The organism is Billgrantia zhangzhouensis, assembly GCF_021404465.1.
Lineage (GTDB): Bacteria > Pseudomonadota > Gammaproteobacteria > Pseudomonadales > Halomonadaceae > Halomonas > Halomonas zhangzhouensis.
In genome coordinates, this window is sequence record NZ_JABFTT010000019.1 from 1 (window position 1) to 11,715 (window position 11,715).

Consider the following 11,715-nt stretch of genomic DNA (forward strand, 5'->3'; position numbering starts at 1 on the left):
CGCTGCCGTGGGAGAAGTTGAGGCGTACTACGTCGACGCCGGTGCGGATCATCGCCTCCAGCACGCCCTCGCGATCGCTGGCCGGCCCCAAGGTGGCAACGATCTTGGTGCGGCGGATGGGGGCGTGTAGCGGTGGCTTCGGCATGTCTGAGCGCCTCCTGAAGGAAGGGGATGTCGTTAGACTACAACAATATTGGTTTTGCGGTAAGTTTACTACAAGTTTACTACATCTCTTTGAGGTGGGAGATGCTTGCCTACCTCTTGCCAGGCTTGATTATTTTGCCAAGGAGTAAAGTGCCTGCGGGACAAAGGTGAATCTGGTGGGATCGATCCATCAAAATGTTTATGTTGTAAAGTTACTAAAAAAGGCTTGAGTCTGTCGCTTTCCTGCGCCACATTGTGGGTATTGCCACGAGCCGTGGGCTTGCGCGTATTCCATTCGGTGAGCACGACCTCCGCCAATCGGCTCGACTCCATACCGACAGAACACTTACGGAGGAACGAACCATGACGCTTAAGATCGCCATCAACGGATTCGGCCGCATCGGCCGCAACGTGCTGCGTGCCCTGTACGAGAACGACTACCGCAAGCAGATCCAGGTCGTCGCCATCAACGACCTGGGTGACCCGGCGCTCAACGCCCATCTGTTGCGCCACGACACCGTGCATGGCCACTTTCCTTTCAAAGTGGAGCACGATGAGGAGAGCCTGAGCGTGGATGGCGACCGCATCGCCATTTTCTCCCAGCGCGACCCGGCCGCACTGCCGTGGAAGACGCTGAGTGTCGATCTGGTCATGGAGTGTACTGGGCTGTTCACCAAACGCGATGCCGCTGCCAAGCACCTCGAGGCCGGTGCCAAGCGTGTATTGATCTCCGCGCCGAGCCCGGATGCCGATGCCACCGTGGTCTATGGGGTCAACGAGCATGTGCTGGGGCCCGAGCACAAGGTGGTTTCCAACGCCTCTTGCACCACCAACTGCCTGGCGCCGGTGGCCAAGGCGCTCAACGACACGGTGGGCATCGAGAATGGTTTGATGACCACGGTGCACGCCTACACCAACGACCAGAATCTGTCCGACGTCTACCACAGCGACCCCTACCGGGCACGTAGCGCCACGCACTCCATGATTCCGACCAAGACCGGCGCCGCCGCCGCGGTGGGGCTGGTGCTGCCGGAACTGAAGGGCAAGTTCGACGGCCTGGCGGTACGCGTGCCGGTGATCAACGTCTCGCTGGTGGACCTGGTGTTCACCGCCGGGCGCGACACCACCAAGGAGGAGATCAACGCCATCGTCGCCAAGGCGGCGGAAGTCTCGCCGGTGCTCTCCGTCAATGCCCAGCCGCTGGTGTCCATCGACTTCAATCACGATCCCAATTCCTCGACCTTCGACGCCAACCACACCCGGGTGAACGGCCGCCTGGTGAAGGTAATGGCTTGGTATGACAACGAGTGGGGCTTCTCCAACCGCATGCTCGACACCGCGCTCGCCATGCAGGCCACGAGTGACGCCAAGCGCGAAGTGGTGTGATGCGCTGATACGCTCACGCAGAGCCGCCTGAACGGACGCCGAAGCGAAACCGCTTCGGCGTTGTTGTATCGACAGGGCCTCCTGACTGCCCAGCCTTTGCCCCCCATCGCTTACCTTGACTACGCTGGAAAGATACATCCATGGAATGGGAGGTATGTCATGAAACACTATGGATTGGGATATCGAAGTGTTCTTGTGGCCTGTGCGATGGCGCTGATGCTGGCTTTGGCCGGTTGTGGCACCAGTACTGGTGAGCGCGCTGCCAGCGGTGCCGGCGTTGGGGCCGCCGTGGGCGGTGCTGCGGGTGCTGCCACGGGAGGCAGCGTGGTACGTGGTGCGGCGATCGGCGCCGGGGCGGGTGCCGTGACCGGGGCGGCCACCGACGAGGACGATATCGATCTCGACGATTGATTTGCCACCAGCCTGACAGAGCTGAGCGAACCGCGCCTGCCCATGGCAGGCGCGGTTCTTTCCGTCTAACGGGATTCGGGGATATGCCAGGTCTCGGGACAGTCGCTGCTGCGGAACAGGCGCTGGGCAGTGGTGGCGTTGCGCCGCTCGGCCAGGGCTTCGCGACCCTCGCTGAGGGTATCCATCATTCCTGGCTGGGGATGACGCACGGTCAGCAGCGTCAGCCTATCCTCACGGTTGACTTCGTAGTCGGCCTCGAGCGAGTCGATCAACTGCTCGAGCCGCTCGGGCTTGTCGTCGAGACAGAGGGCGAAGCGCATGGCGCTGCTGTCGACCAGGTTGGCATGCAGGCCGGTTTCCACCAGTCGGCCGAGAATGTCGTGCTGGCGCGGTTCGTCCATGAAGGCGAAATCGCGCGGCAGTACCTCCACCCAGACCTGCGCTTCACGCAGGATGCAGGAGGGTGCCTCGGCATCGAAACGGCACTCGGCGTCGATCACGCTGGGTGTGGCATCGGGCGTCTCGAAGGAGCGCACCGTTAGCGGAATCGACTTCTCCTGCAGCGGCCCCAGGGTCTTGGGATGGATCACCTTGGCGCCGTGCCAGGCCAGTTCGGTGGCCTCGGCGTAGGAGAGGCGCTTGAGCTGTATGGCGTTGTCGAAGCGTCTGGGGTCGGCGTTGAACAGACCGGGGACGTCCTTCCAGATCACCACCTCGCGGGCATCGAGGCAGTGGGCGAAGATCGCCGCGCTGAAGTCCGAGCCTTCACGACCCAAGGTGGTGGCATCACCCAGCTCGGTGCCGCCGATGAAGCCTTGAGTCAGCGCCACGCACTCGCTGCCCCTCAGGCGCCCGCGAATGGCGTCGGCGGTGGCGGCCCAGTCGAGGTTGGCGGCCTGATGACAGGCGTCGGTGCGCACCAGTTCGCGGGCATCGTGCCAGTCGGTGGCGATACCGCTGTGGTTGAGCCAGGCCGCGACGATGGTGGTGGAGATCAGCTCACCGTAGCAGACGGTCTGATCGTAGTGCCTGGCATAGGGGCTGGCGCGGTGCTTGCGGTGCAGTGCGTCGAGCTCGTCGAACAGGGCGTCGACGCGCTCGGCCGGTGAGTCACGAGAATCGCCGAACAGCGCCTCCATCGCCTCGTGGTGGTCGGCCTGCAAGGCCTCGAAGCATTCACGGTAGGCGTCTTCCTTGCCTTCGCTGCGGGCGGCGGCAAGCAGCGCTTCCAGCTTGTTGGTGGTCTTGCCCATGGCCGAGACTACCACGACCAGCGGTCGATCCGTGTGCTCCTCGAGCAGCGGGGTCAGGTGGCGTATGGCATCGGCATCCTTGATCGAGGCGCCGCCGAACTTGAACACGGTCGTCATGTCGGGCTCTCCCTGTCTGGTGACGTCGTGCCCTACACCATGGGCCATGACGCTGGCCGGGGAAAGGGGAGGCCGGCACGCCGTGCAAATGGCGGTGCAGATACGAAAAAAGCCCCCGTAGGGGCTTTTGCTTGCTGATGCGCTTTTAGCTGAGGCGGTCTCTGTAAGCCTCATAGCCGAACGTCTTCACCGTGCGCACCTCGCGGCTCACTTCATCCACCCGGCAGATTGACGGCAGGCGAATGCCGTTGAAGGTGGTGGTCTTGACCATGGTGTAGTGGGCCATGTCGGTGAACATCAAGCGATCGCCGATGGCCAGCGGTGCGTCGAATGAGTAGCTGCCGATCACGTCGCCGGCCAGGCAGGTAGTGCCGCCCAGGCGGTAGGTATGGGCCTTCTCGCCCGGCTCGCCGGCGCCGATGATCTGCGGCCGGTAGGGCATTTCCAGCACGTCGGGCATGTGCGCGGTGGCAGAGGTGTCGAGGATGGCGTTAGGGCCGTCGTTCTGGACGATATCCAGCACCGTGCAGACCAGGTAGCCGGTGTTCAGCGCAATCGCTTCGCCGGGCTCCAGATACACGGTGAGGTGGGGATGGCGCTCGCGGAAGCCGCGAATCACCCGTACCAGCCGTTCGATGTCGTAGTCGGGGCGGGTGATGTGGTGGCCGCCGCCAAAGTTGACCCACTGCTTGTCGGCGAGATAGCCCCCGAACTTGGCCTCGAAAGCTTCCAGCGTGCGCTCCAGGGCGTCGCTGTTCTTCTCGCACAGGGTATGGAAGTGCAGGCCCTCCAGCCCTTCGAGGTCGGCGCCCGCGAGGTCCGCCGCCCGCGTGCCCAGCCGTGAGCCGGGCGCGCAGGGGTCGTAGATGGCCACCTTGCCTTCGGAGTACTCCGGGTTCACCCGCAGCCCGCAGGAGACCTTGCGTGGAGCCGCCGCGATGCTATCGCGGAAGCGCTGCCACTGCCCCGGGGAATTGAAGCTGATGTGGTCGGCATACTTGAGGACCACCTCCATCTCCTCGGCGGTGAAGGCCGGCGAATAGACGTGCACCTCGCCGCCGAAGGTCTCCGCACCCAGGCGCGCTTCGTCCTGCCCGCTGGCAGTGGTACCCACCAGGTACTGGCCCACCAGCGGGAAGGTGTCCCACATGGCGAAGCCCTTCAGCGCCAGCAGGATACGCGCACCGCTCTCCTCCTGGACCTGCTTGAGCAGCTCCAGGTTACGGCGCAGCAGGGCATCGTCGACCACATAGGCCGGCGAAGGGCAAGCGTCGATATCGAACGGGTAGGCCGGCTTGGCCATGTCGCTTGGTGCCATGGTGGATCAGGCCAGCGGGTCGTGATCGGGGTCGAGCTCGACCACCTGCCACGGCAGGCCCATGTCACCGATGCGTTCCATGAAGGGATCGGGGTCGAGCTGCTCGACGTTGAACACGCCCGCGCCCTTCCAGATCCCTTCCAGCATCAGCATGGCGCCGGTCACCGCCGGCACGCCGGTGGTGTAGGAAATCGCCTGGGACTGCACCTCGCGGTAGCAGGCCTCGTGATCGCAGATGTTATAGATGTACACCTTGCGCCGTTTGCCGTCCTTGATGCCGTCGGCAATGATGCCGATGTTGGTCTTGCCCTTGGTGCGCGGGCCCAGCGAGGCCGGGTCGGGCAGCACTGCCTTGAGGAACTCCAGCGGTGCGATCCTGGCGCCGCCCACTTCGATTGGCTCGATGCTGGTCATGCCGACGTTCTCGAGCACCTTGAGGTGGGTGATGTACTTCTCGGAGAAGGTCATCCAGAAGCGGATGCGCTCCAGCCCCTTGATGTTCTGGCTGAGCGACTCGAGTTCCTCGTGGTAGAGCAGGTAGATGTCCTTCTCGCCGATGCCGTCGAAGTCGAACTTGCGCTTCACCGCCAGCGGGTCGGTTTCCTTCCACTCGCCCTTCTCCCAGTAGCGACCCTTCGCGGTGATCTCGCGAATGTTGATCTCCGGGTTGAAGTTGGTGGCGAAGGGGTAGCCGTGGTCGCCGCCGTTGGCATCGAGAATGTCGATACGGTGGATCTCGTCGAACAGGTTCTTCTGGGCGTAGGCGCAGTAGATGTTGGTCATGCCCGGGTCGAAGCCGCAGCCCAAGGTGGCCATGTTGCCGGCCTCGGCGTAGCGATCGTGGAACGCCCACTGCTCCTTGTACTCGAACTTGGCCTCGTCCGGGTGCTCGTAATTGGCGGTGTCGAGGTAGGGCACGCCGGTCTTGAGGCATGCCTCCATGATGGTCAGGTCCTGATAGGGCAAGGCCACGTGGATCAGCACGTCCGGTTTGAACGACTCGATCAGCGCAACCAGGGCCTCGACGTTATCGGCGTCCACCTGGGCCGTCTGGATCGGACGCGCCAGTTGGGCCGCGATGGCCTTGCATTTGTCTTCGTTGCGACTGGCCAGACAGATCTCGCTGAACACTTCGGGATGCTGTGCACACTTGTGGGTGACGACGCCTCCGACGCCACCGGCGCCGATAATCAGGACTTTGCTCATGGGCCTCTCGAATCCAGATCGGGATGTGTATGAAAGCGTAGGGTCTTATCGGAGTTTCGGCCATCTCGTATGCCCGTGCCCGATGCCACCCCGGTCTCGCTCGCCGCTTGCGCGCAGATAATGGCCCTCTGTGAAGCTGGGGGCAAGTGATTTTCTCGTGACTCATTAGACCAAAGCAGGGGGGTGGGGCGGGGCAGGCCGAAAAGCGAGCGCACATGCGGGGTTGCTAGGTGTCGTCATAACCCTTTCGGCACTATATTTGTTATTACTGAATGTCGATAACCTGCGTTATGAATATCTATAAATTCTTGTGCTTTAGTGTAGTGTCATTTAACCATAAGCCGGAGAGGTAGAGTGTGACCCTACTCGACAGCGTAGTGATGCAGGGGCTTGCCCGTCACGCCGCGTTGACGGCTGAAGACAAGGCCCTATTGCTGGGCCTCGAACTCAATCCAAGGCGCATGTCGGCCGGGGAAGTGCTGTGGCAGGAGAGTGCGGACGTGGACTTGTTCTGCGTGGTAAAGGAGGGCTGGGCCTACTCCTACCGCAATCTTGGCAACGGATCGATGCAGATATTGAAGGTCTACCTACCCGGCGACATCATTGGCATGCGCGATTTCGGCTTCTCACGCCGGCTGGCCGGTGTGGCGATGATCAATGCCGGTGTGGTCAGCCCGTTCACGCACCAGCAGCTCTTCGAGATCTTCAGCCGCTCGCCGGCGCTAGCCGCCGGTATCATGGCGATGGCGGTACGGCAGCAGGCTCTGCTTACCGAGCGGCTGGTCTACCTGGGGCGGTATGCCGCCCACGAGCGGCTGGCACATTTCCTCTACGAACTCTATTTGCGCCTCAAGCGGATCGGGGCGGTAGAAGAGAACGGCTTTCACGTGCCGCTCTCCCAGGAGCAGATCGGCGATGCCCTGGGGCTGAGTGCGGTGCATGTGAGCCGCACCTTCTCCATGCTGCGCGACGAGGGCCTGGTGATCCGTGATCGCCAGCGCACGGTTCTGCCCGACCCGGATGCCCTGGCTCAACTGGTCGAGTTCAGCGGTACCTATATTGACGAAGCCTTGCCTTCCGTCTTCCAGAGCTTCGCTTGACGGCGCCGTTTCACGCTAGGCGCTGTGCTCATGCGACAACAGGAACGAAAAAAGCACCCAGGAGGTGCTTTTTTCGTTTGCTTGATTGGTGGAGGCGGCGGGGATCGAACCCGCGTCCGCCGGCACTCGCTCTTCGGCTCTACATGCTTAGGTCCGTCTTTTCGTTTAACGCCACCAGCTCCGACGGGCAGGATCCAGCGACGCGATTCCTCAAAGGTTTAGCGATTGACGAGAGGACGTCGCCAACCGCGATCCCATCATTTTTAGCTCGTATCCCCTCCGCGATGAATGGGCACATCGCTTTGGGGCCGGACTAACCGCTAGCAGGTTTAAGCTGCCAGGGCGCCCTGAGCGTAGGTGTCGTCGTTTGCGACTATTTAGTCGTGATGTTGGATTTACGAGATACATCACGCTCTCGGCATGCACCTAGGAGGTTGTCACCGGCGTCGAAGCCATGTCGCCCCCGTAGCAGGCCCATCATATCAGCATGGGCACCTCTATGACACCTGTCGGGTGGGTTGGTTCCACGCACTCCCCGATTCTGGCCGATTTCGGGGAATGGGCCACGGTGTCGTCCACTATGACCGTTCAGGCCTTGACGTGTTCCCGCATGATGCGGCCTTTCTGGCGCTGCCAGTCGCGATCCTTCTCGGTGGCGCGCTTGTCGTGCAGCTTCTTGCCCGTCACCAGCGCCAGCTCGCACTTCACCCGGTTGCCTTTCCAGTAAAGCTTGAGCGGTACGCAGGTGTGTCCCTTCTCCTGGGAGCGCGAGAAGATTTTGGCGATCTCCTTCTTGTGCAGCAACAGCTTGCGCGTACGCGAAGGATCGGCGATCTCGTGGGTGCTGGTGGTGTTGAGCGGCGTGATGTGGCTGCCAAGCAGCCACGCCTCGCCGTCCTTCACCAGGATGTAGGTGTCGGTGAGCTGGGCCTTGCCGGCGCGCAGGCTCTTCACCTCCCAGCCGGCCAGCACCAAGCCGGCCTCGAAGGTCTCGTCGATGTGATACTCGAAGCGAGCCTTCTTGTTCTGGGCGATGACGTTACTGCCGGGACCCTTGCCCTTGCCTTTCTTGTTGGCCATGGAACCTCATGTCATGTTCTTGCCTGGGGCAACGCTTCCTTCGATATGGGGGGAAGCGTGATACCATTCAAGGCGTGAAATAACCGCTCATGATACGCCCTGGGCACTGTGAAGTCAGCGGAGAGCTCAATGCCAATGGTCAATCGGTCCGCCCTGGTGCGGCACACCCCACAGGACATGTTCGAACTGGTCAACGATTTCGAGCGCTACCCGGAGTTCCTGCCGGGCTGTCGGCGGGCGCGGCTGCTCGAGCGCGACGAGTCGCATCTGATCGGTGAGATGACCCTGGGGCGGGCGGGAATCGAGCAGAGCTTCACCACTCGTAACGATCTCATCGAGCCCGAGCGCATCGAAATGTCGCTGGTCAGCGGTCCTTTCAAGCGCCTGCGCGGCCGCTGGTTGTTCCTGCCGATGGGGGAGGGCGCCTGCAAGGTATGTCTGGAAATGGAGTTCGAGTTCGCCAACCGGCTGCTGGGCATGGCCTTCGGCAAGTTGTTCCAGCAGGTGGCGGGGCAACTTGTCGACGCTTTCACTCGGCGGGCCGATGAAATCTATGGCCGCTGAGGCGAGGCACGAGGTAGAGGTCGCGTTTGCGCTGCCGGACAGGCAGCGTATCGTGACGCTCGAGGTGCCGATGGGCACTACCGCCCGCCAGGCGGTGGCTCTGGTGGAACTGGACAGGCTCTTTCCCGAGGTTCCACCCGAGACCTTCGCCGCCGCCGACCTGGGAATCTTCGGCAAGCCGCTGCGCGATCCCGAGACACATCGCCTGCGTGCCGGCGATCGGGTCGAAGTCTACCGACCGCTCGAACTCGATCCCAAGGAAGCGCGTGCCCGGCGAGCCGAACGCACCGGGCACTAGCGAAGCAACGGCGTTACATACCCAGCGGTTCGCTGGAGGCCGGCTCACCGCCTTGCGGCAGGGTGCCTCCCGCGCCTGGTGCGCGCTCCGGCACGGCTTGCGGCTGGCTCTCGGGTAGCATGCCGGCGGGGTCGGCACTTTCGGCTGCCGGACCGATATCGTCCTGAGCACGCAGTTCGATATCCTCGGAGAAGTCTCCTTCCTGCTGCACGTTGACCAGGCGGTCGCCTGCGAAAGTGAGTGTCACCCGACGCTGCTGCACGCCGCCGTAGGCTTCGTCGAGGCGGAACACGTAGTCCCACTGGTTGGCATCGAAGGGCGCTTCCAGCAATGGCCTGCCCAGCAGGTCGACGACCTGGGCGCGGCTAAGGCCGGGCTGGAGCTGCTGGACCATGCCCTCGGTGATGTAGTTGCCCTGGGGGAGGTCGCGCTTGTAGACGCAGCCGCTGACGACGGTCAGGGCGATGACGAGAGGGAGGGTTTTGATCAGCTTTTGCATTTGTGTCCATTCTTCACTATCGTGGATTCGGTCGATCATACCCGACCCTACCTGATACTGCGAAGAGCGAACATGGCCGACCAGAACCATGAACTGCGCAAGGCAGGCCTCAAGGTCACCTTGCCCCGAGTGAAGATCCTGCAGATTCTCGAGAATGCCACGGGTCAGCACCACCTGAGCGCCGAGGATGTCTACAAGACCCTGCTGGAAGCTGGGGAGGACGTCGGTCTGGCTACCGTCTATCGCGTGCTGACCCAATTCGAGTCGGCGGGCTTGGTGATTCGTCATAACTTCGATGGCGGCCATGCCGTGTTCGAGATCTCCCAGGAGGAGCATCACGACCATATGGTGTGCCTCGACAGTGGCGAGATCATCGAATTCTTCGACGAGACCATCGAGCGCCGCCAGCAGGAGATTGCCGAGGAGCATGGCTTCGAGCTCGTCGACCATGCCTTGGTACTCTATGTGCGTCCACGTGGCTCCAATGCCACGCGCCAGGAAGGCTCAACGCGCAAGTGACACGCGAGTAATGCCGAATCAGTACCAATGGCGGCCCCGATCCTCGATCGGGGCCGCATGCATTATGGAGCAAGTCTAGTGGGCGGCACCCTGTTGGCTGGCATCGAGCATCTCCCGAGCATGGGCCAGGGTGCGGTCGGAGAGGTTGACCCCGCCGAGCATGCGCGCCAGCTCACCGACCCGGCCGGCCTCGTCGAGCAGGGCCATGCGCGTCAGGGTGGTGTCGCGCTTGGCCTGCTTCTCGATATGCAGGTGATGGTGGGCCTGGGCTGCCACCTGGGGCAGGTGGGTCACGGTCATCACTTGGCCGTTCTCGCCCAGCCGGCGCAGCAGCTGACCGACGATTTCGGCGGTGGCGCCGGAAATGCCCACGTCCACCTCGTCGAATACCAGGCTGGGGATGGTCGAGTGCTGGGCCGCGACTACCTGGATCGCCAGGCTGATGCGCGATAGCTCGCCGCCGGAGGCGACCTTTGCCAACGGCCGCGGTGGCTGGCCGGGGTTGGCGCTGATCAGGAAGCGTACCTCCTCCATGCCTTCGGCCTGGGGACTCTGGCGGGTTTCCACGGCGACCTCGAAGCGCGCCTTGCCCATGGCCAGGAAGGCGAGCTGCTCCTGCACCGCCTTGCCGAAGCGTCCTGCCGCCTGTTGGCGGGTCTCGCCCACCTGGCGTGCCAGCTCGCGCCAGCTGTCGCGCAGCGTTTCTACTTCGCTGCGCAGTGCTTCCAGGTCGTGCTCGCCCCCTTCGAGGCCCTCCAGCTCGGCCTGAAGCTTGCAATGCAGCGCAGGCAGCTCCTCGGGCATCACGTGGTGCTTGCGCGCGATGCGGTGCACCTCGCCCAGGCGTGATTCCACCCAGGCCAGCCGCTCCGGATCGAGTTCAGTGGCGTCGGCGAAGCGATGCAGCTCGCGTACGGCCTCCTCGACCTGAATGCGCGCTTCGCCCAGCATGGAGATGATCTCGGACAGCGTACCGCGATCGCTGCCCGGCAGCGGATCGAGCCGATGAGTCGCCTGGTTGAGCAGTGTCAGCACGCCGTTTTCATCGTTGTCGCAGCATTCGGCGGCGATCTGCGCCTCGCGCAGCGTCTCCTCGGCATGGGCAAGCTGCTCCTGCTCGTGCTCCAGGGTGGCAAGCTCGTCTTCGCCCAAGGCCAGGACGTCCAGCTCCTCGACCTGGTAGCGCAGCAGTTGGCGACGCGCCTGCACCTCATCGCCGCTCTCGGTCAACTGCTTCAGGCGACGCCGGGCCGCCTGCCAGCGGCGGAAGGTCTCGCCGAGCTGGGTGACGGCGTTGCGGTTGCCAGCGAAGTCGTCGAGCAGGCGCAGGTGAGTCTCCTCGCGCAGCAGCAGCTGGTGGGCATGCTGGCCGTGGATCTCGACCAGATGCTCGCCCAGCGCCTTGAGATCGGCCACGGTGGCCGGCTGACCGTTGATCCATGCCTTGGAGCGCCCATTGGCGGTGACCACGCGGCGCAGCAGGCAATCGTCGACGGGCAGTTCGCGCTCCTCGAGCCAGCGCCGGGCGGTCGGCAGGGCGGCGATGTCGAAGCGCGCGCTGAGGTCGGCGCGCTCGCAGCCGTGGCGTACGCTGCCGGCATCGGAGCGCTCGCCCAGGCACAGCCCCAGGGCGCCGAGCAGGATCGACTTGCCGGCACCGGTCTCTCCGGTGATGGCGGTCATGCCGCCGGCAAGCTCCAGGTCGAGAGTGTCGACGATGGCGAAATCGCGAATGGCAAGCTGCGTCAGCATGGGGGCCTCCGATAGCCGCGACAAGGCTGGATATCCATACACGTCATTGCGTTTTTATACAGTAGTCG

The 11,715-nt window shown here is 63.2% G+C and carries 13 protein-coding genes and 1 other RNA gene; 6 read left to right on the forward strand and 8 right to left on the reverse strand.

The features are described 5' to 3' along the window. Positions 1-145 (reverse strand): pyruvate kinase (locus tag HOP51_RS19500; RefSeq protein WP_234275593.1); only part of this gene is annotated, 145 nt, incomplete at its 3' end. Between the two features lie 362 nt (positions 146-507). Between HOP51_RS19500 and gap the strand changes: the two genes are divergently transcribed. Then, positions 508-1,530, forward strand: a complete 1,023-nt coding sequence (gene gap, locus HOP51_RS19505) for a type I glyceraldehyde-3-phosphate dehydrogenase (RefSeq protein WP_234275546.1) — start codon at positions 508-510, stop codon at positions 1,528-1,530. Between the two features lie 159 nt (positions 1,531-1,689). Next, the gene (locus HOP51_RS19510; protein WP_234275547.1) at positions 1,690-1,941 is read left to right on the forward strand and encodes a hypothetical protein; all 252 of its coding nucleotides are present in this window, start codon (positions 1,690-1,692) and stop codon (positions 1,939-1,941) included. A gap of 65 nt (positions 1,942-2,006) precedes the next feature. Here HOP51_RS19510 and HOP51_RS19515 read toward each other — a convergent pair whose 3' ends face one another. The 3 genes from HOP51_RS19515 to HOP51_RS19525 form a co-directional block, all read right to left on the reverse strand. After that, positions 2,007-3,311, reverse strand: a complete 1,305-nt coding sequence (locus HOP51_RS19515) for an aspartate kinase (protein WP_234275548.1) — start codon at positions 3,309-3,311, stop codon at positions 2,007-2,009. A 145-nt stretch (positions 3,312-3,456) separates the two neighbouring features. After that, complete coding sequence (gene nspC, locus HOP51_RS19520; RefSeq protein ID WP_234275549.1) at positions 3,457-4,629, reverse strand: carboxynorspermidine decarboxylase; 1,173 nt, start codon at positions 4,627-4,629, stop codon at positions 3,457-3,459. Positions 4,630-4,635: 6 nt separating this feature from the next. After that, on the reverse strand, positions 4,636-5,835 hold the full coding sequence (locus HOP51_RS19525) for a saccharopine dehydrogenase family protein (RefSeq protein WP_234275550.1): 1,200 nt from the start codon (positions 5,833-5,835) through the stop codon (positions 4,636-4,638). A 356-nt stretch (positions 5,836-6,191) separates the two neighbouring features. On the opposite strand from HOP51_RS19525, the gene HOP51_RS19530 reads away from it, so the two are divergent. Then, on the forward strand, positions 6,192-6,935 hold the full coding sequence (locus HOP51_RS19530) for a Crp/Fnr family transcriptional regulator (RefSeq protein ID WP_234275551.1): 744 nt from the start codon (positions 6,192-6,194) through the stop codon (positions 6,933-6,935). An 86-nt stretch (positions 6,936-7,021) separates the two neighbouring features. Here the strand turns inward: HOP51_RS19530 and ssrA are convergent. After that, positions 7,022-7,400: a transfer-messenger RNA gene (gene ssrA / locus HOP51_RS19535) on the reverse strand. A gap of 123 nt (positions 7,401-7,523) precedes the next feature. Beyond that, positions 7,524-8,015 carry an SsrA-binding protein SmpB gene (gene smpB, locus HOP51_RS19540; protein WP_234275552.1) on the reverse strand — a complete coding sequence of 164 codons (492 nt, stop codon included), beginning with the start codon at positions 8,013-8,015 and terminating at the stop codon, positions 7,524-7,526. Between the two features lie 129 nt (positions 8,016-8,144). Here smpB and HOP51_RS19545 point away from each other — a divergent pair, with 129 nt between their 5' ends. After that, positions 8,145-8,579, forward strand: coding sequence for a type II toxin-antitoxin system RatA family toxin (locus tag HOP51_RS19545; protein WP_159555295.1), 435 nt, complete (start codon positions 8,145-8,147; stop codon positions 8,577-8,579). Then, a complete protein-coding gene (locus HOP51_RS19550; RefSeq protein WP_234275594.1) occupies positions 8,569-8,877 on the forward strand; it encodes an RnfH family protein in 309 nt (102 codons plus the stop codon). The genes HOP51_RS19545 and HOP51_RS19550 overlap by 11 nt, the downstream gene beginning before the upstream one ends. A 13-nt stretch (positions 8,878-8,890) precedes the next feature. Here the strand turns inward: HOP51_RS19550 and HOP51_RS19555 are convergent, their stop codons facing one another. Continuing rightward, a complete protein-coding gene (locus HOP51_RS19555) occupies positions 8,891-9,376 on the reverse strand; it encodes an outer membrane protein assembly factor BamE (RefSeq protein WP_234275553.1) in 486 nt (161 codons plus the stop codon). 72 nt (positions 9,377-9,448) lie between these two features. Between HOP51_RS19555 and fur the strand changes: the two genes are divergently transcribed. Continuing rightward, positions 9,449-9,895 carry a ferric iron uptake transcriptional regulator gene (gene fur / locus HOP51_RS19560; protein WP_234275554.1) on the forward strand — a complete coding sequence of 149 codons (447 nt, stop codon included), beginning with the start codon at positions 9,449-9,451 and terminating at the stop codon, positions 9,893-9,895. A gap of 75 nt (positions 9,896-9,970) precedes the next feature. Here fur and recN read toward each other — a convergent pair whose 3' ends face one another. After that, positions 9,971-11,647 (reverse strand): DNA repair protein RecN, encoded by a 1,677-nt coding sequence (gene recN / locus HOP51_RS19565; protein WP_234275555.1) that lies wholly within the window; start codon positions 11,645-11,647, stop codon positions 9,971-9,973. Positions 11,648-11,715 lie beyond the last annotated feature (68 nt).